Genomic DNA, 24,511 nt, shown 5'->3' on the forward strand with positions numbered 1-24,511 from the left:
GCAACACCCAGCCACCTTCGCGTTTTTGCGCCGTAACTTCCGGAATACCACTAAACGCCAGGTTCATTTCGGTACCCGACACAGCAACACCGCCTACCCGGCCATCGACCAGCAAACGAACCGACAAGCCGCCAAATGTAAATGTGTTGGTAAAGCCCAGCAGCATTTTTGGGTTAAAGTTGCCAAGGTATTCCTGGTCTTTCGTAGCAACCGGCAATCCGGTTGAGGTAACGGAGCCCTGCGTCACGGTAGCACTACTCGACTGCGAAGAAACGACGTAATTTCCTCCCGCATCTCTCAGCCAGCGATAAGCCACCAGATCACCATACGATCCGCCTTCCTGCACAATGGGAGACGCCGACCGGCCGTAACCGCCTGACAAAAAGGCCGTTTTAATATCCGGCGACAGGCTGATGATTTTGTTACGGTTTAAGCCCATATTGAGCGTCAGATCCCAGCTGAAGCGGTCCGTTTTGATAGCCGTTCCGTTGATCACCACTTCAAGACCCATGTTGCGGATGTCGCCCGCGTTGATATACTGATCCCGGAAGCCAGAAGCCGGAGCCAGCCCTAGCTTGAGCAATTGGTTAATTGAGTTTGTCTTATACGCTGTAATCGTTGCACCCAAGCGATTGCTCAGGAAACGTGCGTCGACTCCAACTTCCAGACTTTTCGTAATCTCAGGCTTCAGATTACCAATAGCCTGCGTACCATCCCGGCTAATAAACCCGGAACCAGCGCCCTGGCTATACGAGTAATTTGTCTGCAACAGATACGCATCAGCCCCATTACCCACTTGTGCATAAGACGCATTCAGCTTCAGGAACGACAACGCGCCCGACATTTTCAGCAGGTCCGACAGCACGACAGACGCTCCTACCGACGGATACTGGAACGAGTACGGTTTTGGCAGCGTAGACGACCAGTCGTTACGTAGGCTGGCATTCACGAAAATAGCGTCCCGCCAGGCTAGTGATGCCTGTCCGAATAACGACTGAGTCTGAATACGGGTAAAATCATCGGTCAGACTTTGGTTCGTACCAAAATTCAGGTTGTATCGGTTCGGTACGTTCAAACCATCCGCCAGCGCATTAGTCGACTGGTAACGCGTATCCTGAATAATGGCACCTGCCTGATAATCCAGGGAGAAATCAGCACCAAGTTTGTTCTTTCCTTCGATCAACAGATCATACCAGCTTTGCGTATTGACGATGTTATTCCGGGAAAACTTACCCCCCGCCTGATTGGCCCACAAAATGGTGCCCTGCGCATAGCTTTCCTCGTTTTTATCGAAGTATTTATCGAGGTTAGCCCGTCCCTGAATACTCAGGAAATCCGTCAGTTGATACTTCGCCAGCACGAACCCAATAATCCGATCACGGTACTGATTAATAGCCGTCTGATTGACAACCCAATAGGGGTTCTGATAGATAGACGATAGCGTTGATGGCCAGGCCGTTGGCGTTGGTTGCCCGAACGCATTGGGCGCCGAGTACTGCTGGGCATCACTCAGGCTAACGTTACGGGGAATCTGGTAAAGATCAATCACGGGTGCGTTTTCCTCACCCGTCCGTGGCTTATTTAACACCGACTGATTAATGTACGTCACCTTGGCGTCGGTCGACAACTTCGAGCTGATCTGATTGGACAACCGCAGGTTAATCGTATGACGCGTTAGGTTATTGGCGGGTACGGTTCCCTGTAACGTATTGTTGGTGTAGGACAAATACGTCTGCGACCGCTCTGAACCACCCGTAATCCCGATGGAATTGTTGAAGCTGACAGCCGTCCGAAAAAAATCCCGAATGTTGTTAGGCTGAGCCGAATAGGTAGACGCATTACCGAGGTAATTGGTATAGGACTGACCTGTCATGGCCGCTCCCCAACTGGCTCCTACGGCCGGGTCCAGCTTTCCACCAACACCCTGACCGTATTGATTCTGTAACATCGGCAATGCAAACGGTCTGTCGACCGCAACCCCGGAGTTAAGATCAACCGATATACGCCCCGATTTCCCGCGCTTGGTTGTAATCAGAATAACCCCGTTAGCCGCCTGACTACCGTACAGCGCAGCCGCTGATGCACCACGTAGCACTGTTACGTTCTCAATGTCGTCGGGGTTAATGTTCGAAGCGCCATCGGAGTTAGCTACGCTCCCGAAGTCGCTGGTAGCCTGCCCGAACGTGCTGTTGTTAATCGGAACACCGTCTACTACCATCAGGGCGTTGTTGGTACCCTGAATAGATCGGTTGCCACGTAACACAATCCGCGAACCGCTTCCTGGTCCACCTGAGCCCTGCGTGATATAAGCCCCTGCAATTTTTCCCTGTAACGTATTTAGTACGTTTCCGTCGCGCACCTCGTTAATCTGAGTCGGCTTGATGGTTTGGGTTGCGTAGCTCAGGGCCTTTGCCTCCCGCTTAATCCCTAAAGCCGTTACAACTACTTCACCTAGTTGGCGCTCATCCGCTGTTAAGGTTACATCGATCTGCGATTGTCCTGCTGAGAGTGGAACGTCTTTTGAAGTGTACCCAACTGACGATACGGTTAGTACAACATTTCCGGTTGGAACGGTTAATCGAAATTCACCTGCTGCATCAGTTGTGGTACCACGTGTAGTACCCTTGATTACTACGTTGCCTCCAGCAATAGCCTGGGCCTGCTCATCACGTAGCGTGCCGGTCACCTGTCTATCCTGCGCCCACAGCGGGCCGGAGACAGCCAAGACCATCAGAATACAACAAAGTATGTGTTTAAGCATAGGTTATGGTAAAAATTAAGTGAATAAGTTGTTTTGAAAAAGAAAAATGATTCTGGGTCCGAAAAGTGCAGAATTTTTCTCTAATTTTTAGCTTACTCAGACCTTAATTTTAAATTAAATTAAAAAGTAACCTACGCCGTTTAATCAACAAAACTTGTCAGGTATCCATACAGGGGTGCTGTGCTGGTATTCGAGAGATCAGAATCGTAATTTCACTGATTACTGAGCCCGTTGTAATAGAAAATCACGTAGTAATTCCTGTTGATCGGTGCTTATAAAATCGACGCCTGCTTCGCGTAGCTTTGCCCATACGACCGGATCTTCGGGGCTATTCCAGAGCCTCAGTTTTTTCCCTTCCCGATGCACACGTTCGACTAGCTGTTTCAACTTCTGAAATTCACCCGCAGGCATATCACCTTTTCCACGCCAACTAAGCTGATTGTCGTATGCATCACTAATAAGCGGCATGACTGCCGGTGCATAACCTTTTCCCAGATCCATAGCGCGACCATCAAGCAATACGTAGCGGCTCTTCATTTTTGTTGCTGCCGACACAGATCGATTTCCTGATAACACGATCAGAACATCCCCTTTCTGGTTTTTGCTACGCTTGCCTGTTGCCAGCAGCGATTGATATCGTTGCAGCAGTTTTTCCAGCGCGCGGTACGTACTGTCAGCATCGGTTTTGACGTCGATCATCAGGTAAAAGGGTCCGTCGTAACCAGCCATTACCTGGCCCTTATTCTGCTGAATACGCTCCGCTAGTGGTTTGAGGTACAGATTTTCAAGCGTCGATGCCGGATTGGGAAACGCGGGCCGGTTATGCGCTACGTATAACGTATCATTGATTAGATGAACGTCTGCTTCTACACTGGTAAATCCGTTGTCGAGCGCGTCCCAAAGCGGCCGCGACTGCTCATAATCGTTATGTGCATGTGCGTTGGGCAACGGCACTACGTTAGCCAGCATCAGCGGTACATGCGTTTGGGCAACGGGCTGAGTCCAGGCCGTTTCGACATCGCCCGGCATGAACGGATTGTACTTCGACTTGCTGGAAATGATTTTGGCCCGGGCGAACCAGACATCATCCGGCAGCGTGTACGTAGCGGTGGTATCCGTTACTTCACGCAACAATTCAGCCTGCTGCTTCCCTTTCCGGACGCCGAAAAACTGAATTCGATACGTTACGTTCGATTCGGGTTTCACCCGCACAACCAAACTTTTGCCAACCTGAGGAAGCTGTTTCAACGTAACGCCCGACGTCGCGTAGAACCGCCCGGCCTCCATCGATTCAATCAATGCGCGTGGTGATAGTTCAGGCGCGTTGACCATCACCCACGCCCGGCCGGAATTGCTGAAGGATGGGCCGAAAAAGTAATAATTGTGGCTGTCGTCGGTGCCCAGACCATACAGCAGTGGCCGGCCCTGCTGTAGAAAGTGCAGGTTAATTTTATCCCACATCGATTCAGTACCCTCGTGCGTACTATCGCCGTAATTATTTACCAGATGATGCCCATTAAAAACCTCAAAGAAGCGCTCATACCTAAGTTTCATCAGGTCTTCGGCCTTAATAGCGTAGTAAAAGTTGGGGTGATTAATGTGCGGAAACATGGGTTGATGCGTCTGCCGCCGTTGCGCCATCACCAGATCGATGTTATTCTGCATCACTTCGGCTACGCTGTTGCCGGGCTGCGGGCGAATTAGGTTCTGCACATTCGTTACGTTCATGTGAATGGGTTTTCCCTGATAGCCAGTCGACACTTCTTCGCTTTTGATAATCAAAAACTTACCCGGCTCTTCAAAATAACTGCGGTATTCATCGAGCTTTTTCAGCCGGACTTTGAGGGAGTCATTCGGGCCTTTCCGGTACGTTACCCAATCGGGCCCGAACGTGCGCAGATACCGGTCAAAAGTCCGTCGGCGATCGGGCTGGTGCGGTACGTTTACCCACTTCTCAATATCCTGTATAACATTGTGATCCGACAAACCAACGAATTGATAGCCACTGGCTTTATACCAGTCCATGATCATCTCAGGATAGTCGTCGCCATCGCTCCAGAGTGAGTGCGTATGCAGATTGCCTTTATACCAGTTTTGCGCCTGCACTGCTAAAAAAATATGGCAAGTAAACGCCACAGTAAAGCATACGATTCTTTTCATGAGTTAGGTGGGGTTTTCCAGAGAAGTCTAAGCGACAACAAAAATACCCAGCCCCCGCATGTCTGCTTATAATAAAAAAGCCAGTTATTTAGTCTGGCTTTTTTTGACGTATTGCGTATCTGAATTTGTTTTACTGTTGATTGGTCTGATCGATTAAATAGCTCATTAACTGAATACCGGAGTTAATTACAGGCCCTCCCATAGCGTCGTTTTGCAAAACACTAAATGGCCCCTGTCCGAAATAAAGCCCATCCGAAACCAGAAACGTCAGCTTGACCATACCCTGTCCCGGAAACGTAGTACGTTCCTTATCCCAGGGACCAATTCGGCTGACAACGCCTATGCTATCTGCAAAAAGCTGGCTAACTAATTGGTTCGATTGTTCGGTTTGCGTGTCCCAGATCAGCACATTTTCTGAATGATTAATATATCGGCAGGTTCCATCATGGAACGCGGCTAACACATCGAGTCCATCAGCCAGGCCCACTTCAATAATGACCCCCAAAAGCACTCTTGAATTTATTGGAAAACCTTTGGCCAAAAGCCGATTGTAGGCAAGCATCTTTTGCCGGGATTCCAGCGATCCGTCAGCCGCAACGGCCATCAGTGCCTTCGGATCCGGGCTATCGGAAAGTAGAATACTCCACGGATAATCAGCGGATTGAGTCTCTGACTTATAAAGATCGACGTTATCGCAGAAGAGTAAATTGTAGATTTTGTTCAGGCCGGGATTACGGTAAGGTTGAATAGTATTTTCTGATGACGTGCTGACCAGGTTCATGGTATGGAGGTTTATTATTTTGATGTAATTGATTAAACACCATAAATATATACGTCTTCACACTCTGGAATCTGGCCGAATGAATAACTGGCGGGAACAGGTCAATAACTAACGGAAAGAAACTATCAAACCCCTAAAGTCGCCCGCGGCCCCGGCCCTGAAGGAATTTTAACCGATACGTACCCGCAAACTGACTGGACTTTACACTTTCTCGGTCTGTAACTGTTTCTTGTAGATTTCTCGGTACAGTTGGTCCTGATACGGTACAGATTGTATAAACTAATTTTTTCGTATTGGTATCCGTGGACTAAGGTCGATCGTCTAAAATCAGACAGTTCGGGCCGCGGGTAATGCTCAGCCGCTGTTTCTACCTGCCTGACAACGTAACACCCCGTCCTGAATCAGATTTACCTGTAACTACTCCTCGCTCAATACGTACAGGCAATTCATTTGGATGAAGTTATATCTGAAGAATAATTAATTATTGAATATAATAACATATATAAATTTATATACATTTTTAAACTTTACGCACAATACCATTCCGGCAACTTTCCTGCTGTGGCAAGGTGAACTTTTTTTTTCACACAATAACCTGTTTTTATGACACAAGTTTCTTTACCCCCTATTCTTCGTTATCTGGTTTTACTGCTATTACTCAGCCCTTTACGTAGTGCTTTTGCCCAGTGCGATGCGCCCACCGCTTCGACCCAAACCATCACAGACCAAACATGCCCCGGCACGGGCAGCATCAACGTTACCTCAGTGGCAGGTGGCAGCGGCACCTATCAGTATGCGTTGTACAACCAGGCCAACACGGTTGAGGTTAAGCCCTTTCAGGATGCAGCCCTGCTTACCAACGTAACAGGCAACAACACGGTTTATACCCTACGTATCCGCTCGGTGTGCACCAACCCGGCGGGCTTCAGCCCTGAGTTTACCCAGCAGGTAACGGTGGGGGGGGTGTATAACCAACCGGTCATCAACGGTATTACACCTTCGCCATCTCAATGCAATAACGGCAGACTTACCGTGTCGGCAAATGGTGGTGTTGAGCCCCTGCAATACGCCTTAGTCAACTCGCTCAACGACACGGAGCCGGTTGGTAGCCCAGTGCGGCCTCAACAAAGTTCAAACGAGTTCAGTGGTCTGGCGGCAGGCACCTATTTTGTACGGGTGTATGATGCCTGCGGTAGCTTCGTCACGCAGTCTGTGACAGTACCGGCTTTTGCGCCTTCCGATCCTAATCCATTCCAAAGTTTTTCCTTAACGTATATTCCCTGCGATCAAATACGGGGCCAGCTCTATTTTTTTACTGATAGATTTATCGCTGACCCAGCTACCCAGTTGACTGTTACCTATCCTGATGGCACAACTGCCCCTTTAATCGTACCCGACCCTACTTATCCTATCGTATCCTTTGACTTTCCTATTTCCAAATTAGGTACAGTAGGGAGTGGCGCATTTCCCGACAATATAGGCAACTGGCCCAAAACATTTATGTTTACCTTTATAAATGCCTGCGGACAGGTATTTACTTTCAGTAAGACGCTTCAAAAACCCTGCGCACCTTCCTTTAAAGAGTTAGGATTCTCAAATTCAACCTGTACCGGTGTCGATATGAGATTCGGTTTTACCCTGGATTCGAATTGTCCTTTTGAAAATTATATACATTATTCCCTGGGTGACAGGAACCCCATTGAATACTCGACCGATGGCGGCACTACCTGGCAAACTAAGGTTCCCAGCGGTGGCACCTTATTTCCCATTACTTTGCCTTACAACAGTACCTATAATGTTTGCGTGCGCTATTGCGGACAGGTGTATTGCACAACCGGAACCACGCCGGTCAGTAGCCCACCCAGTCTTAGTTTAGAGTATAATTCCACTTACGCCTGCCCCGGCAATGCCAGTATTGTTGCTCTCGCAAGCGTACCCGGTACGTTTAGCATGGTTAGTGCTCCGGCAGGGCAAACGGCAGTGGCACCCGTGCAGTATCAGCCTGTTCTATCTTGGTTTTATAATGTAATTCCCGGCTCTTACACCATTCGTTTTACTGATAATTGCGGACAGTCGGTTGAGCGGTCTCTTACCCTCTCACCCTATACACTGAGCTTTACTTATGCCTTCGATTGTGCTGGTAATCTGGTCGTTACCGCTCAGGAAAGTATGCCGAGTTCTACTGCTAAACAAGCCCAATTGGTCAACTCTGCCGGTCAGGTGGTAAGTACTGAATATGTTGGTAGTAATGGAAACTCTCTGATAATCATAACATTTCCGGCCAGTACTATCAATGCCCTGCCGACAGGCGATTACACCATTCGGGTATCTCAGACAGTTAACACCTGCTATGTCGAGAAGCCTGTCACTCTCTCATCCTCCCTGCTCAATCTGAGTCAGAGTTTATTTACCTCGGCCTGCGGCACCACCGGCACGATTGTCGCTGTCGCTCAGGGCGCTACAGACTATCAGTACTCGCTCAATGAAGGTTCGCTTACGGGGCCTCTCGTGGCCGGGCCGCAGACCAGCAACATCTTCAACAACCTCGACCCAAATAAAACATACGTACTCTCCGTCACCGACGAATGCGGGCGCGGCACCAACTTCACGTCGTCGTTCAGCAATGCCAAACCGGTTGTGCTTTCTTCAGCCCAGACCCAGCCCTGCCCCGGTCAGAGCTTCCAGCTTTCGGTCAACGACACACCCGGCGCCACCTATCAGTGGTTCAAAGATGGCAACCCCATTCCCGGAGCAACCAGCTATACGCTCGATTTCCCCAGCATTCAGACTTCCGATGCCGGAACCTATGCAGCCGAGGTCTCGTTAGGCTCCTGCGTGGTGCTGACCAATACCATCAACCTCACCAACGGCTGTGGCAGTCCCTTGCCCATCAGCCTCCGTTCGTTCACAGCTTCCATTCTGAACAATCAGGCCGTCCAACTCCACTGGGCAACCGCCATCGAACGTAACAACAGCCACTTCCTGCTCGAACGTAGCAAAGACCTGGTTGGCTTTGAACCAGTTGCCCGCATTAAGGCTAAAGAAGGCAACTCTTTTCACAGCCGCGCTTATAGCTACACCGATGAGGCCCCCTACCAGGGCACCAGCTTCTACCGCCTGCGGCAAGTCGATCAGGACGGTACGTTCACCGTTTTCCCCGCTCTGTCGGTGGTACTACGTACGGATGGCTATGGAGTGTATCCCAACCCGGTAAGCCGCGATGGTTCCTTCACGCTCAGACTCGACGAACCCAAAACGGCCTTAGTCAATCTCTACAACGCCCAGGGCCAGGCGTGTGGGCTGCAAACTCTGAGCAGCAGTGCCGGTAGCCTCAGCCTAAAGCCAGCTCAGCCGCTGCCATCCGGTATCTACATCCTGACCGTATCCGAACGAGGGCAGCTTCGTCAGTTTCGGCTTGTGATTCCCTAAGTAATTAACAGGGTATTGGAATAAATTATACGCCCCGGAAGATTTACACAGACTTGTAAATCTTCCGGGGCGTTTTCTATTAATACGCAACTGACAGGGAATGTAATGATTATACTTCCTCCGTTTGCAACTGTTTTTCGTAAAGTTCACGGTAAGCGCCGTTCAGAGCAAGCAGCTCCTCATTGGTGCCCTGTTCGATAATCTCGCCCTCATCCAGCATAATGATGTAGTCGGCGAGTTTGGCCGACGATACGCGATGTGAAATCACCACCGACGTACGGTCGGCCATGATGCGTTGAAGATTGTTCAGAATGATGTTTTCAGTATTCGTATCTACGGCTGACAGACAATCGTCCAGAATCAGAATTTTCGGATCGCGGGCAATGGCGCGGGCAATACTCAGCCGCTGTTTCTGTCCGCCCGACAACGTAACACCCCGCTCACCCACGCGTGTATCGAACTGCTCGGGGAAGCCCAGTAGGTTCTGGTACAGATCAGCGTCACGTAAGGCCTGCTCTACCCGTTCCTGCGGCAAATCAGGTTTTCCAAAGCGAACGTTATTACTGATCGTTTCCGAAAACAGAAATACGTCCTGTGGTACGTAGCCCATCTGCTCCCGTAGTGCGGTCAAATTGTAATCTTTGATCGGAATCCCATCGATCAGAATCTCACCCGACGTTACGTCATACATCCGCGTCAGCAGGTTGGCCAGCGTACTTTTGCCGGAACCCGTAGTACCCAGAATCGCTACGGTTTCGCCCGCCCGAACGCGCATTGAGAAATCTTTAATGGCAATAATTCCTGAATCGGGATAAACAAACCGAACGTTTTTAAATTCAATATCGCCCTTGATCGTATGCGCTACGTTCTTCTGCGAGACGATGTTGGTTTTGATGCTTAGAAACTCATTGATACGTTGCTGCGAAGCAGCCGCCCGCTGGGTCTGGCTGGTTGTCCAGCCGAGCGCCATCACGGGCCACGTCAGCATATTTACGTACAGAATAAACTCGGTAATGTTGCCGGGAGTCAGCCGACCGGCGATGATTTCCTGACCACCGACGTAAATAACCAGTACATTGCTCAACCCGACCAGAATGGCCACAATCGGAAAAAAAAGCGAATCAACGCGCGTCAGCCCCAGCGATTTTGCCCGGTATTCGTCACTCTCGATTTCAAATTTTGCCGCCGAGTTATTTTCCTGAACAAAGGCTTTCAGCACGCGAATACCCGAAAAGGCTTCCTGCACGTACGTCGATAACCGCGACAGACTCCGCTGAATTTCTTCCGACCGACGAATGATAATATTGTTGACCAGGTAAATAGCAACCGACAGAATCGGCAAGGGCAACAGTACGTACAACGACAGCCGGGCGTTTATGCTGACCATATAAGTGATTACCAGCACAAACAGCACAATCAGGTTCAGGCCGTACATAATGCTTGGCCCTACGTACATTCTGACTTTACTCACATCTTCCGAAATCCGGGCCATCAAATCGCCGGTATTATGCTGGCGGTAGAAACTGAGTGGCAGGGTTTGATAGTGATCATAAATTTCATTTTTCAGATCATATTCTACATGCCGTGACATCACGATCAGCGTCTGACGTACCAGAAACAGAAAGAATCCTTTCAGCAACGCCATCACGAGCGTCAGTACGCCAAACAAGAGAATACTAACCGAAAAAACGCTGTATAAACCCGATTGCAGGGGCGATTTGTCGTAGAGATAATAAACATCCAGCGTTTCGCGGACCAGATCGAGCGCATAACGTACCAGTTGGGCCGGAAAAATACCAAACAGATTAGAGATGACCGTAAAAACAGTCCCCAGAATCAGGTACCACTTATATTTAAGGAGATATTTATTAAGATAGGAAAGTGCTTTCACTGTGCGGCCAACAACTTTTTTTCGTAACTGACAGGGCGCCGGAAAAGTTGCAAAGCAGCAGTGAGCCTGGGGTTCGGGGCATAGGGTAAAAAAATAGACTATCGCTTTTACTCTACGCCCCGAACCCCAGGCCCACTACTCTCCCCTTGCCCCTTTGCCTAAATTTACCTAATTTTGCACCCGTAATACAGACAGTTCTTTTTCATACCGGTAGCTTTTAGATTTAGGCGGATGCTCAACAGGCGACTACTCCGAATAAAGGTCATGCAGGCATTATATGCCCTCCGACAGGCCGAATTTTCCAATCAGCAATTAGCCCTTGACGGCATCAATGAACTCTTCCAGCCCGATCTAAACTCGATGGAACCGCAGAATAAGCGGCAGTTGGAGGGCTATCGAAAACTCGCAGCGTTACTGTTTGAGGAAGCCATCAAAACCAGTCAGCCCGCTCAGGATGAAGACGCCCCCAAACAGGTACTCAAAGCGGCTAACGACGGTTTCATTTTTTTCCAGAGTCGATTCAAGAAAGATCGTCAGCACCTGGCGCAGATGATGATCAAGCAGGTCAACGGCATCTACGACGATTATTTACGAATTTTACTGTTGCTCATCGAACTGGGTCATGCCGCCCGCATCGACCGGGAACGTCAATACCGCGACCCCGACGAAACACCTTTTCCGTTCGAGTCGGACCTGAATGACAATACGGTGATTCAGGCACTGGCAAATCTCCAGCCGCTACGTAACGAAGCTGTACGACACGGTATTTCCTGGACCGACGATCTTCCTTTTGTTCGGAAGGCGCTACGTGAAGTGCTGAAAACCGACGATACGTACCGGGCGTATTGCGCACAGCAAACCCATACAGCTGACGAAGACCAGGCGCTGGTTCAATACGTACTACGTACCTTGATTTTTAAGCATGAAGTGATTCGTGACCACCTCGCCGAAATCGACTTAAGCTGGACCGAGAACAGTGAAGTAGTTCGGGGGCTGGCAATTCGTACGCTCAAATCGGCACAAGGCCCAACAGGTTTGCAACTTGAGCCGTTAACGGATGATTGGGAGGAAGACGAATTCTTTTTAAATACGTTGTTCAACAAGTCGCTCGATAACCACACAGATTATGAGCAACTTCTGTCGGAACAGCTAAAAAACTGGGACGTAGAACGGGTCGCTTTACTCGATAAAATCATTCTGATACTGGCTGTTTGCGAATTACTCAACTTCCCAAACATTCCGGTGAAAGTAACGATTAATGAATATATCGAGCTGGCAAAAGCGTATAGTACGCCCAAAAGCGGTAAATTTGTCAACGGAATTTTGGATAATCTATCCGAAAAACTTCAGGCTTCCGGGCGTCTGCGCAAGAGCGGCCGAGGTCTATTAGACAATAAATAGAGTTATACAGTCGTAAAGTTGTAAGACGGTCCGCCGTTGCGGTTATAAAGTTGTCTGTATAACTCTACAACTTCATAACCCTACAACTTTATAATTTAAAGAAATGAACAGACTTGGACGTGATTTAACGTTTCTGCTAACCGGTGTTCTGATCGGTTCTGCATTCGGACTGTTGTATGCCCCCGATAAAGGCAAGATCACCCGCGACCGGCTCTCATTCCGGTTGTCGAAATACAGAGACCAGATTAATCAATTGCTGGAAGACCTGGGCAATTCGGCTGACTTGCCCGAAAATTCGTCGAAAAATGAAGGGCAGCGGGTTGTCAATGACGCCCGCGAGAAAGCGGAAAAACTCCTGGAAGACGTTGACCGTCTGATGGCTCAGATTAAGCAGCAGAACGCCTGATATTTGAAGTTACAAGGTTATAAAGTTGTACAGTTATAAACCGGTTCGCCGTTGCGGTTGTATGGCTACTTAACTCTAAAACCGCAACGGCGAATCGCTTTATAACTGTGCAACTCTACAACTAATCAAAAAAATGCACCTCAGAAATTGGCTGCTCATTATCGCCGTGGCGGGTATCAGTTTTGGGCAGTTCAGCTGTGACAATCGTCAGCAGGGGCAGGCAGCCCAGGCTACGGCATCGGCCAAGCGTCCTGTTATTACGTTTGCCGAAAAAGGAATTTACGATTTTGGTACGCTCACCGAAGGCGATACGGTAGAGCATGTTTTTGCGTTTACCAATACGGGAGAATTTCCGCTGATTATTAATAACATCACCGCTTCCTGTGGATGCACTACCCCCGATTGGCCGCACGAACCAGTAGCACCGGGCGAGAAGTCGTCGGTACGTGTACGCTTCAACAGCCGGGGAAAAAGTGGCGAGCAGAGTAAAACCATTACCATTTTTGCTAATACCGAACCAGCTACCACCGACCTGCAGTTTAAGGCAATGGTAAATCCAAAATCCGATTCCGGTAAAACCTCATAATTTCGCTTATAGTCTGTTGCCGGTTCGGGATTTCGTGCCCAAACGGAATAGCAACCTAAGCCCCTGATTATCAAAACTTTTTAACAGGACTTTTATGTACTCGATTCTTCTACAAGCTCCCGCCGGCAATACGTCCATGATTTACAATGTGTTGTTGTGGGTGGGTATCATTGGCATTTTTTACTTCTTCATGATTCGTCCGCAGCAGAAAAAACAAAAGGACCAGAAGAGCTTTGTCGATAATTTAAAGAAAGGCGATAACGTAGTGACGATTGGCGGCTTACATGGCAAAATTGCTTCCGTAGAAGGCACAACCGTTACACTCGAAGTAGACCGGGGGGTTAAAATGGTTTTTGAAAAATCCTCTATTTCACGAGAAGCAAGCGTTAAGCCGACCGAAGAAGCGAAATAACTAACGTGTGAATACAACTCAGGATCTCAGATCGTTTCAGCCTTCCAAGGCGTTGCTTTGCCTCGGAGCAGCCGCCCTGTTCTGGCTATTAAGTGCGCTGAACAAGCCCGGTTATACACTTAACGTTGAGTATCCTATCCGATTCGTTTATAACGATTCCCTCTTTACGCCAACTTCGCCCCTGCCGCGTACGGTACAGGTAAACGTGTCGAGCGATGGCTGGGGACTGCTCCGTCATTCGTGGCTCCCTTTTCGGGTGGAGCCCGTCAATTACGTAGTAAAGAATCCATTGCAGACATCCGTTATTAATACGGCTTCGCTGGCGGCTACCGTTGCCGAACACGTTAAAAAACTTCATGTCAACTACGTAGTTGCCGACACACTCGATATTCATTTTGACCGCCGTCTGACAAAAACAATTCGGCTCGTTGCGGATAGTCTGCACATCAATCTCGCTCCGCGTTACGTAGTGTCGAGCGTCATCAATCTTACTCCGCGAACTATTCAGGTGGAAGGCCCGGCCAAACTGGTGCGCGGCCTTCCGGATACGATGCTGGTGAAAATTCCCCGCAAACGGATTCTTGATAATTATGATGAGGAAGTACCATTGAATCAGTTGCGGCATCCTCTGCTACAGACAAGCGCCGACCGGGTTGCGGTAAGTTTTGAAGTTGGCGAATTACTCTCTCCATCAGTTAATAACGAAAAAACGAAACAGTAGGGGCTGCCGTTCGAGCCTGCGCAGTCTCTTTTTCGCTCTTTATGAATTCTCCTCTGCAAATCGGCGTAACGGGTGGAATCGGCGCTGGCAAAAGCGTTGTCTGTGAGATATTCCGGGCGCTTGATATTCCGATCTACGAGGCCGATGAGCGGGCCAAATGGTTAACCGAACACGATCCAATCCTGAAAGCCGACATCATGCGGGTGCTGGGACGTAACGCTTATGATGCAGTGGGTCGCTATAACCGGTCCTGGGTAGCCTCACAGGTATTTACCAATCCCTCATTGCTTGAGCAACTCAACGGTGTGATTCATCCACGCGTGCTTAGTGATACGGATGCGTGGGTAAACGAACATCCCGACAAGCCATATGTAGTGAAAGAGGCTGCACTCATGCGGGCCGCTGGCGCCCATAACTCGCTCGATAAAGTGATTGTGGTGCGGGCTCCTATCGACATACGTATCGAACGCATTCGAAAACGCGATCCGCATCGGTCAGTCGAAGAAATCCTGAACATTATCAACCGGCAGGTGAGCGATGAAGAACGATTACGTATTGCTGACTATGTAATTGATAACGATGAAAGTCAGTTGCTTATCCCGCAGGTGATTCGACTGCATGAGGAATTTTTACGGCAACAGGCCAGTTAATCGCCCGATTGGCGTAATTTAGGTAATATACCTCCTGAACAGCCAATCAATGAAACAACTCTTTATTCTCCTTACTGCCTGCGTAGGCAGCTTTTTACTAGGGGCCTTTATCACCGCCGATGACACCAAAAAACCGGTCACGGCCACTATGATTGACGTAGCGGCAACGCTTTTTGACCTGGATTTTACAGCGGCCGAACGCGATTCGATGGTCGACAATTTAAACAACGCCCGCACGAATTACGAAGCACTACGCAAAATTGATCTTCCAAACGATATCGCTCCAGCTTTGTATTTTAACCCGCTTCCTACCGGCTTCTCAATACCAGCGGGTCCATCATCCCTTAAAACATCTTCGGTAAAAGTTACGCTCCCAGCCAACCGCGACGACCTGGCCTATTATACGGTTGGGCAACTGGGTCAATTGATTCACACCAGACAGATTTCGTCGGTTGAACTAACGCAGTTTTTTCTGAATCGGCTTAAAACGTACAACCCCAAATTACACTGCGTCATCACCTTTACGGACGAACTGGCGCTGGCTCAGGCCAAACGCGCCGATGCCGAATTGAAAGCCGGAAAATACCGAGGTCCTTTACATGGAATTCCTTATGGCGCTAAAGATTTACTGGCAACCAAAGGCTACAAAACCACCTGGGGCGCTGAACCTTACAAAAACCAGATCATCGACCTGGATGCTACGGTTATTCAAAAACTCGAAGCAGCCGGAGCCGTACTATGTGCTAAACTGACCTTAGGCGCGCTGGCGATGGGCGATGTCTGGTTTGGCGGTACGACCCGTAACCCCTGGAATCCCGTCAGCGGTTCAAGTGGTTCTTCTGCGGGCTCGGCATCAAGTGTATCAGCCGGGTTGTTGCCGTTTGCGATCGGAACAGAGACCCTCGGCTCCATTGTTTCGCCCTCAACGATTTGCGGTACTACCGGACTACGGCCAACGTTCGGGCGGGTAAGCCGGCACGGCGCAATGGCACTGAGCTGGAGTATGGATAAAATTGGCCCGATTACCCGCTCGGTTGAAGACTGTGCTCTGGTTTTCAACGCAATCTACGGCCCCGATAGTCACGACCCGACTGTTATGAATGCACCGTTCCGCTATGCCCCACTGACGTCGCTGAAAGGTGTGCGTATTGGTTACGTAAAAAAAGCGTTTGAAAGCAACTATCCCAATCGGGCCAACGACTCACTAACGCTTCAGACGCTACGTAGTTTAGGCGCTGAGCTGGTTGCATTTGACTTGCCAACGAGTGTTCCGGCCGGTCGGATTTCGTTCTTGCTTAGTGCCGAAGCAGCGGCATCGTTCGATGAATTGACGCGTTCAGGTCGGGATGATCAGTTGACTCGTCAGACTAAAAATGCCTGGCCTAACACGTTCCGATCATCGCGATTTATACCCGCTGTTGAGTACATTCAGGCCAATCGAGCCCGCACGAAGCTAATTAATGAGATGGCCGCACAACTGAAAGCCGCTCAGGTCGATGTGTACGTATCGCCAACATACGCGGGTGGTAATCTGACCTTGACGAATCTGACGGGTCATCCCTGCGTTGTGCTTCCTAATGGATTCTCAAAACAAAACACGCCGACCAGCATTACGTTCATGGGTCAGTTATTTGAAGAAGGCCGGATTCTGGCCGTAGCAAAAGCATACCAGGATGCTACGCAATGGCACAAAAAACATCCAGCTCTTCAGTAGCACCGTTACGTTATCAATGCAAACCTTCTGATTAGTCAATACGTTTCAGAGAGAAACATAAACAACGTTATGAAACGCTTATTGGTAATTTTTGGGCTAATGGCCCTAGGGTATGGCTGCTCGCCCCGCGTGGCGGTTGACAGCAACAGCCGCACTGATTTTAACAAATACAAAACGTTTACCTGGATGGATTCGGACGTCAAAGCTGACCAGAATCCAGCCTACTATAATCAGTTGGCCACACAAAGTGTAGAAAATACGATGGGCAGCGTATTGCAGGAAAAAGGCTTAACCCAAAATGAATCCAATCCGGATTTACTGGTCGGTTACCATTTCTTCGTGGAAGACAAAACACGTACTGTTGCCAACCCAACTTCTCCTTTTTATGGGCCTTATGCGGGCTGGGGGCGTTGGGGCTTTCGGGGTTGGGGACCCGGCTGGTGGGGCTGGGGCGGTAATCAGTACACGCAGGAGCAGTATAAAGCCGGTACGCTCGTTGTGGATATGGTTGATGCCCGAACGCATAAATTAGTCTGGCGCGGAGCGGTTGAAGATGCCGTTGTCAATCCTACTCGTATTACGGCTCAGCTAACGAAAGAAGCGGAACGTATCGTTTCTAAATTCCCAGAACGTAACAGTTAATTTGCCGTTAAACAAACGACTAACATCCCCGCTATGGCTCAAGGCTATAGCGGGGATGTTTCGTTATGAAACAGACACGTTCCATAAAACCAGTCAATTGCCAGTGACGAAAGCAACCTGCCCCGTCTAACTGCTTATCGCTGTTGAAGAAGTGTGCTAACTCATTTTGGTACGTCTGAGAGCGATCATTTCGGTACATATTCATAAACCTTTTAAACCTCCATTTCTTATGGCAGTAAACTTAATTGAGTTAGCAAAAAACTATCTGAGTGATGATGTTGTGAGCCAGGTTAGCAACCTGCTTGGCGAGACTGATCAGAATACACAAAAAGCGCTGGACGGTGCACTGCCCACTATTTTAAACGGGCTGGTACAAAAAGCCGCGGAACCGGGCGGCACCAGCGCTATTATGGATCTGGTTGGCGAAGTAATAACGCCGAATCGGGCAGCGGATGAAGTTATTACGCCCGATGGAGGCATTTTAAGCCACCTAAGTAAGCTGTTTACCGATGCCAGTCAGTCCAGTACGTTGCTTTCAATAGGAGCCAATATTGTCAAAAGTTTGTTTGGCGATACGTCGGGCGCCGTCGCCAGCGCGATTGCGTCATACAGTGGCGTAAAACAATCGTCAGCTTCGTCGATACTGAACATTGCCGGGCCTGTTCTGCTTAGTTTAATAAGCCAAAAACTAACCGCTGATGGCACAGGTATTGCCGGGGCAGACGGCTTATTAAGTAGTCAAGTCAGCTACGCGCAAAATGCCATTCCCTCGGGTCTGCGTTCTTTCCTGTCCGCCATTCCAGGATTCAGCCTTATCGGTGGTCTGGGCGGTAAAATCGGCGATTTACTAACTCCGGATACTGAACCCATTACGCGGGTGACACCGCCTGTAGCCGATGTTCCACCAACTCGTCCGGCCCCAGCACCCGTTTACCGGGAAGAGGAAAATCGCTCATCGGGTAATGGCTGGCTACCCTGGTTACTGCTATTGCTGGGGGCTGGGGCTTTGTTTTTCATTCTGCGTTCGTGCAACAGCGATACCGAAACCTCAGCAACCACAGCCGAATCAACGACAGATACTACGTTGGCTAACATGCATGACATGGCTGATTCGGCCGATAGCTCTGCTGGAACGGCTATGGATTCGGCCGCTATCGCCCTGAAAGAAGCAACGGCCAAACTGGGCGCATTCTTCAAGCGGAAACTTCCATCAGGATATGAATTGAATATTCCTGAAAATGGGATTGAGAACAATCTGGTGACGTTTATTGAAGATAAAAGCCGCCCTGTTGACAAAACCACCTGGTTCAACTTCGACCGGTTATTGTTCGATACGGGTAAAGCTACGTTACGTCCCGAATCGCAGGAACAGCTGACAAATATTGCGTACATTCTGAAAGAGTTTCCGAACGTACACATCAAATTGGGCGGCTACACAGACAACACGGGCAGTGCTGAAGTCAACAAAAAACTGTCGCAGGACCGGGCTGATAACGTAATGGCCGAGCTGGTTAAACTCGGCGTTGAGAAAGCGCGTATGGAAGCAGAAGGCTATGGGCCAGAGCATCCGATCGCGTCGAATGACACCGAAACCGGACGTGCCGAAAATCGCCGAATTGCGATACGGGTTACGCAGAAGTAATTCTTACAACTCTTTTACAACAAACCGCCCGGAAGCGTAAGGTTTCCGGGCGGTTTTGTTTTCAGTTTATCGCATCCTGCTTACCATAATTTCTCAGGGTAAGCTCCTTCGTCGTGCAGTTTTTTCAAAGCTGCCTGAACAGTTGGCTTATCTTCGGGATACGTAACGCCGAACCATGTCGACTGGCTTCTAAATACTTTGCAATGGCCCGTATCGGTTTCGATGAGATTTGTCATCACCGTCGGGATATAGAACTCTGCCTTAGGCGTATTGATATTGGCAATGGCATAGCTTTCAAACTGATGCTCGACCAGCGGAAACACACTTGGTTTGAAACCCCAGAAATTCATCGAAACGGGCGTATCAGGGGCTAATGAAGTAAGGCCATTGGCTTCTTCAAAAACAATTCTACTTTCTCCGTTTTCCGTTTCATAGATTTTTGTTCGCTCAATAACGGAAATGAGGTTCCCATTTTCCGCCACCTCACAAACACCTCTCGACACCGATCCATTTTCAGACAGGGTATTTTTTACTTCATACCCCACCATGGCATGAAGCTCATCGTCGGTGTCGGTTTTGAGAAAATCACTGATTAATTGAAACGCTTCGAGGCCGTAAAAATCATCCGCATTGATAACGGCAAAGGGAGTATGCGTATGGTTCTTGGCGCATAGCATCGCGTGGCCCGTTCCCCAGGGTTTTGTCCGATTTACCTCACCTGCTTCGGCTGGCACATAGGAAGTCAGCGCTTGGATCGCATAATCGACCTCGATTTTTCCGGCTAGCTTTTCCTCGAATACCTCTTTAAAGTCGTCCAGTAGTTCTTCCCTAATAATAAAAACGACCTTGCCGAAGCCAGACCGTATGGCATCAAATAATGAATAGTCGATGATTGTCTCACCATGTGGACCAAACTGATCAAGTTGTTTAATACCACCGTATCGGCTGCCCATACCGGCTGCCAGAATCAAAAGCGTAGGCTGCATTTGTTAGTCGTTAGTCAATAATTAGTAGTCGTTAATCGCGGCAAGTGCGCAGAATAGAACGCGCCTGGCATACCTTGCTCAGCCAAAATTAGAGAAAAGCAATCGGCTGCTACTAGTTAACTCTTTTTAAGGCCATTTTATCCTGCGCAACACCCTTAAATAAAATTATTTCTAAACAATATACCATTTTCAATAGTTGTCGTTATAATTGTACGCTAAACAATAGTTGTCTTAGCAATAAATATACTTCATCAATAAAGCGATTGCTGCGGTCGGTTGGCTTAGGCTCATCGACCGTAGTAATCAACGTAACGATATGCCTTTCTACCACACCCTTGGCCAGATTCCGCCCAAACGCCACACGCAATTTGAGAAACCCTCTAGCAGCGACGGTAAACCATCCGGCTTGTATTACGAGCAACTGTTTGGCACGATTGGCTTTGACGGGATGTCCTCACTGCTGTATCATGTTCATCGCCCTACGATGGTACGCGACGTACTGGACAGTGTGGACGTAACGCCAAAGCTGGCGGTCGCCAAAAACATGCTATCCCGAAAGCTGATTGGCTTTAACATTGAACCCGCTGATGACTTTCTGGAAAGCCGGGTGCCGCTGTTAGTCAATAACGATCTCATTTTCGGGTTGGCCGCTCCGCGTCACTCTCTCACTGACTATTTCTATAAAAATGCCGATGCCGATGAGCTGTTATTTGTGCATCGTGGCTCCGGCAAACTACGGACGCTGCTGGGAACCATTCCGTTTCAATACGGTGATTATCTGGTTATTCCGCGCGGCATGATTTATCAGATCGAGTTTGACAGCTCCGATAATGGTAGCGACCAACCGCGCCTGCTCTACGTTGAATCGCACTCGCCTATTTACACGCCCAAACGCTACCGCAATCACTTCGGCCAACTGCTTGAACACGCGCCGTTCTGTGAACGCGATATTATTCGCCCGCGTGATCTGGAAACGCATGACGAAATGGGTGACTTTCTGATCAAAATTAAAAAGCAGGGAGCGCTTCATTCGCTAGTTTTTGCATCGCACCCCTTCGACGTAGTAGGCTGGGATGGCTACAACTATCCATACGGGTTTTCGATTTTCAACTTCGAGCCCATTACAGGACGCGTGCATCAGCCGCCACCGGTTCATCAGACATTCCAGACCGATACGTTCGTCGTTTGCTCGTTCGTACCGCGCCTGTTCGATTACCATCCGAAAGCGATTCCGGCACCTTATAACCACTCAAACATTGATTCCGACGAGGTTATCTACTACGTAGACGGCGATTTTATGAGTCGGAACGACATTGCGCAGGGCCATATTACACTGCATCCGGGCGGTATTCCACACGGCCCGGCTCCCGGCGCAATGGAACGTAGCATCGGCAAAAAAGAAACGCAGGAGTACGCCGTCATGGTCGATACATTCCGCCCATTGATGGTTACGGAACAGGCACTACGTATCGATGACGGAAAGTATTACAAATCGTGGCTTGAATAACCTAAACCAGACACGTACATCAACAAACTATCATGGAAACACTTGATCTCTTAGAAAAGAAGGCTGGAACGCCGGAAAGCGTCGATTTTCTGCCGCTCAACGGCACAGATTACCTGGAACTGTACGTGGGTAATGCCCGGCAGTCAGCGCATTATTTCCAGACAGCTTTTGGCTTTCAACCGGTTGCTCACGCAGGTTTGGCTACGGGTGTGCGCGACCGCGAATCGTACGTAGTGCAGCAGGGAAAAATTCGGCTGGTGCTGACGTCGCCTGTCTACGGCGACAGTGAAATGTGTCGGCATATTGATCAACACGGCGATGGCGTTCGGGTTATTGCGCTCTGGGTCGACGATGCTACCAGCGCGTTTGAAGAAACTGTTCAGCGAGGAGCCAGGTCCTACATGCAACCGACCCGTTCGCAGGATGAGCATGGATACGTAGTACGTTCGGGGATTCATACCTACGGCGATACGGTGCACGTATTTGTGGAACGTAACGATTACAACGGTGTTTTTCTGCCGGGCTACGAACCCTGGAATCCGGATTATCGACCGACCGATGCGGGTCTGAAATACGTTGATCATATGGTTGGCAATGTCGGCTGGCACGAGATGAACCACTGGATGAATTTTTACCACGACGTAATGGGTTTCCAGCAGTTGGTTTCGTTCGATGACAAAGATATTTCGACGGAATACACGGCCCTGATGAGCAAGGTAATGAGCAACGGAAACGGTCGTGTTAAATTCCCGATCAACGAACCCGCCGAAGGAAAAAAGAAGTCGCAGATTGAAGAGTATCTCGACTTCTACGGCGGACCGGGCGTCCAGCATATTGCCGTGGCTACCGATAATATTGTTGAAACCGTAACGACCCTGCGCGACCGGGGCGTTGAGTTCCTGAGCGTACCCGATACGTATTACGATAATCTGGCGGAACGTATCGGCCAGATCGATGAAGAAATTGCTACGTTACGTCCGCTGGGAATACTGGCCGACCGCGACGACGAGGGCTATCTGCTTCAGATTTTCACAAAGCCTATCTGCCCCCGCCCGACTTTGTTTTTTGAAATCATCCAGCGCAAGGGGGCCCGGTCTTTCGGGAAAGGCAATTTCAAAGCCCTCTTCGAAGCCATCGAGCGTGAACAGGAATTACGGGGAACACTTTAATAATTTTGAATGACAGATTGATTGAATGATTGAATAGCTGGCGCAAAAAAATATTCAATCATTCAATCAATCTGTCATTCAGTCATTGCCATGAACCAGAACTATTCAAAATATACCCCCGACGAACAGGCTGTTTGGAAACTGCTGTTTGAACGGCAGATGACGCGGCTACCGGGGCGTGCCAGTCAGGCGTATATGAACGGAATTGTGGCGACGGGTTTTCCGAACAGCCGGATTCCCGATTTCGAACGCGACCTGAATCCGCGTTTGTTGCCCATTACCGGCTGGCGGGTTGTGGCGGTGCCGGGCCTGATTCCGAACCGGGAGTTTTTCGAGCTGATGGCTGATCGGCAGTTTCCGGCTACAACCTGGCTACGCAGCCGCGATCAGCTGGATTACCTGCCCGAACCGGATATGTTTCACGATACGTTCGGTCACGTACCCGTACTCACAAACCAGCATTTCTGCGATTTTCTGGCGGCCCTGAGCCGAATTGCGCTCGATCGCGTTGAGAATCCGGAAGCGATTGAGATGATTTCGCGGCTGTACTGGTACACCGTTGAGTTTGGACTGATTCAGGAACAGGAAGGCTTACGGATTTATGGCGGGGGGATTCTCTCGTCGCCAGGCGAAACAATTTACAGTCTGGAAAGCACTATTCCCAAACGAACTGCCTACGACGTATCGACGCTGCTGAAAACGCCTTATATCATCGATCATTTTCAGGAACAGTATTTCGTGATCGAATCCTATGAACAACTGTTTCGCTCGGTTCCCGAAATAGAAGCCCGGTTAGAAGAACTGCTATTAATCAATGATGTGTGAGGGATAATGAATAATTTTGGAACACTGATACGGTAATTTATTAGAAGTCCATATCCATTATTCAATCGAGGTCGTCTGAGCGACCCATTATCCATTAAAACGTGACGCATCCATCTGATACGCGTGCTTATTTTTTCAAGATTGATACCACCATCAAAAAGATTCGGAATGCCCTGCAAAAACAGTTTAACGACGCGGGCTTTGATCTGACGGTTGATCAGTGGGTTGTGATTGATCACCTTTACCGGAATCCGGGTATCAGTCAGAATACGATTTCGGAAATGACCACGAAAGATGCGCCAACCGTTACGCGTATCATTGATTTACTGAGTCAGAAAGGATTGACCGAACGGCGAATGGCGGATTCCGATCGGCGCAAATTTCTGGTTTACCTGACCGAAGCGGGCGAGGCCAAACACCACGAAGTGTTGCCCATTGTTTCGGCCATGCGCCGGAAAGGCTGGGGCGATTTGAGTGACGAAGATTACCACCACTTTGTCCGAATTATGGACTCGATTTACAGCAATATCAGCGAGTAACAACTAATGTATGGAATTTTCAGTTATGGCATCGCGTCGCCCCGCGTAGGTTTTAAACCCAATACGCCCGCGTTCAAAGATTATATTCTCGATCTGGAAGTAGTCGGACTGTTAGGCTACTTTTCGGACCCGGATATTAACCCGGCTGTCTTTGCGCAACCTGTCCTGAACGATTTTATCGCACTTGGCAAACCGGTGCATCGTGCTATACGACAACGAATTATACACTTGCTGACCAACGATGCCGAAGCACTGAGCCCCATTCATGATCAGGTATTTATCCACGAGT

Annotated in this window: 19 protein-coding genes and 1 pseudogene; 15 read left to right on the forward strand and 5 right to left on the reverse strand. The window is 49.1% G+C overall.

Translation table 11 applies throughout. The features are described 5' to 3' along the window. The 3 genes from ACOJS8_RS03855 to ACOJS8_RS03865 form a co-directional block, all read right to left on the reverse strand. Nucleotides 1–2,761: SusC/RagA family TonB-linked outer membrane protein (locus ACOJS8_RS03855; protein ID WP_420147210.1), on the reverse strand; the 2,761-nt coding region annotated here is incomplete at its 3' end. 219 nt (nt 2,762–2,980) lie between these two features. Further along, nucleotides 2,981–4,921 (reverse strand): histidinol-phosphatase, encoded by a 1,941-nt coding sequence (locus ACOJS8_RS03860; RefSeq protein ID WP_420147211.1) that lies wholly within the window; start codon nt 4,919–4,921, stop codon nt 2,981–2,983. Nucleotides 4,922–5,051: 130 nt separating this feature from the next. Next, a complete protein-coding gene (locus ACOJS8_RS03865; protein ID WP_420147212.1) occupies nt 5,052–5,702 on the reverse strand; it encodes a hypothetical protein in 651 nt (216 codons plus the stop codon). 603 nt (nt 5,703–6,305) lie between these two features. On the opposite strand from ACOJS8_RS03865, the gene ACOJS8_RS03870 reads away from it, so the two are divergent. Continuing rightward, nucleotides 6,306–9,131, forward strand: coding sequence for a T9SS type A sorting domain-containing protein (locus ACOJS8_RS03870; protein ID WP_420147213.1), 2,826 nt, complete (start codon nt 6,306–6,308; stop codon nt 9,129–9,131). 109 nt (nt 9,132–9,240) lie between these two features. On the opposite strand, the gene ACOJS8_RS03875 is transcribed toward ACOJS8_RS03870, so the two are convergent. Further along, nucleotides 9,241–11,022 (reverse strand): ABC transporter ATP-binding protein, encoded by a 1,782-nt coding sequence (locus tag ACOJS8_RS03875; protein WP_420147214.1) that lies wholly within the window; start codon nt 11,020–11,022, stop codon nt 9,241–9,243. Nucleotides 11,023–11,286: 264 nt separating this feature from the next. On the opposite strand from ACOJS8_RS03875, the gene nusB reads away from it, so the two are divergent. The 9 genes from nusB to ACOJS8_RS03920 all read left to right on the forward strand — a co-directional run bounded on the left by nusB (nt 11,287) and on the right by ACOJS8_RS03920 (nt 19,196). Next, nucleotides 11,287–12,423, forward strand: a complete 1,137-nt coding sequence (gene nusB / locus ACOJS8_RS03880) for a transcription antitermination factor NusB (protein ID WP_420147215.1) — start codon at nt 11,287–11,289, stop codon at nt 12,421–12,423. A 103-nt stretch (nt 12,424–12,526) separates the two neighbouring features. Beyond that, nucleotides 12,527–12,829, forward strand: a complete 303-nt coding sequence (locus ACOJS8_RS03885; protein ID WP_420147216.1) for a YtxH domain-containing protein — start codon at nt 12,527–12,529, stop codon at nt 12,827–12,829. A gap of 133 nt (nt 12,830–12,962) precedes the next feature. Continuing rightward, nucleotides 12,963–13,415 carry a DUF1573 domain-containing protein gene (locus tag ACOJS8_RS03890; protein WP_420147217.1) on the forward strand — a complete coding sequence of 151 codons (453 nt, stop codon included), beginning with the start codon at nt 12,963–12,965 and terminating at the stop codon, nt 13,413–13,415. Between the two features lie 94 nt (nt 13,416–13,509). After that, nucleotides 13,510–13,827, forward strand: coding sequence for a preprotein translocase subunit YajC (yajC, locus tag ACOJS8_RS03895; protein ID WP_420147218.1), 318 nt, complete (start codon nt 13,510–13,512; stop codon nt 13,825–13,827). A gap of 7 nt (nt 13,828–13,834) precedes the next feature. Then, entirely contained in the window at nt 13,835–14,548 is a 714-nt protein-coding gene (locus tag ACOJS8_RS03900; RefSeq protein ID WP_420147219.1) for a hypothetical protein, read from the forward strand. 41 nt (nt 14,549–14,589) lie between these two features. Then, a complete protein-coding gene (gene coaE, locus ACOJS8_RS03905; protein ID WP_420147220.1) occupies nt 14,590–15,198 on the forward strand; it encodes a dephospho-CoA kinase in 609 nt (202 codons plus the stop codon). A 49-nt stretch (nt 15,199–15,247) separates the two neighbouring features. Next, a complete protein-coding gene (locus tag ACOJS8_RS03910; protein WP_420147221.1) occupies nt 15,248–16,912 on the forward strand; it encodes an amidase in 1,665 nt (554 codons plus the stop codon). 69 nt (nt 16,913–16,981) lie between these two features. Further along, the gene (locus ACOJS8_RS03915; RefSeq protein ID WP_420147222.1) at nt 16,982–17,554 is read left to right on the forward strand and encodes a DUF4136 domain-containing protein; all 573 of its coding nucleotides are present in this window, start codon (nt 16,982–16,984) and stop codon (nt 17,552–17,554) included. Between the two features lie 229 nt (nt 17,555–17,783). Next, a complete protein-coding gene (locus tag ACOJS8_RS03920; protein ID WP_420147223.1) occupies nt 17,784–19,196 on the forward strand; it encodes an OmpA family protein in 1,413 nt (470 codons plus the stop codon). Nucleotides 19,197–19,276: 80 nt separating this feature from the next. On the opposite strand, the gene ACOJS8_RS03925 is transcribed toward ACOJS8_RS03920, so the two are convergent. After that, nucleotides 19,277–20,182: a nucleotidyltransferase family protein gene (locus ACOJS8_RS03925; protein WP_420147224.1), complete on the reverse strand. Its 906-nt coding sequence runs from the start codon at nt 20,180–20,182 to the stop codon at nt 19,277–19,279. A gap of 316 nt (nt 20,183–20,498) precedes the next feature. Between ACOJS8_RS03925 and ACOJS8_RS03930 the strand changes: the two genes are divergently transcribed. From ACOJS8_RS03930 to ACOJS8_RS03950, 5 genes and pseudogenes are all read left to right on the forward strand, one after another. Next, nucleotides 20,499–21,689, forward strand: a complete 1,191-nt coding sequence (locus ACOJS8_RS03930) for a homogentisate 1,2-dioxygenase (RefSeq protein WP_420147225.1) — start codon at nt 20,499–20,501, stop codon at nt 21,687–21,689. Nucleotides 21,690–21,721: 32 nt separating this feature from the next. Further along, nucleotides 21,722–22,858, forward strand: a complete 1,137-nt coding sequence (hppD, locus tag ACOJS8_RS03935) for a 4-hydroxyphenylpyruvate dioxygenase (RefSeq protein WP_420147226.1) — start codon at nt 21,722–21,724, stop codon at nt 22,856–22,858. Between the two features lie 90 nt (nt 22,859–22,948). Continuing rightward, on the forward strand, nt 22,949–23,683 hold the full coding sequence (gene phhA / locus ACOJS8_RS03940) for a phenylalanine 4-monooxygenase (protein ID WP_420147227.1): 735 nt from the start codon (nt 22,949–22,951) through the stop codon (nt 23,681–23,683). Nucleotides 23,684–23,784: 101 nt separating this feature from the next. After that, nucleotides 23,785–24,222, forward strand: a complete 438-nt coding sequence (locus tag ACOJS8_RS03945) for a MarR family winged helix-turn-helix transcriptional regulator (protein WP_420147228.1) — start codon at nt 23,785–23,787, stop codon at nt 24,220–24,222. Nucleotides 24,223–24,228: 6 nt separating this feature from the next. Further along, nucleotides 24,229–24,511, forward strand: a pseudogene (locus ACOJS8_RS03950) (fumarylacetoacetase); the annotation flags it as partial.

The organism is Spirosoma sp., assembly GCF_048594605.1.
Taxonomy (GTDB): domain Bacteria; phylum Bacteroidota; class Bacteroidia; order Cytophagales; family Spirosomataceae; genus Spirosoma.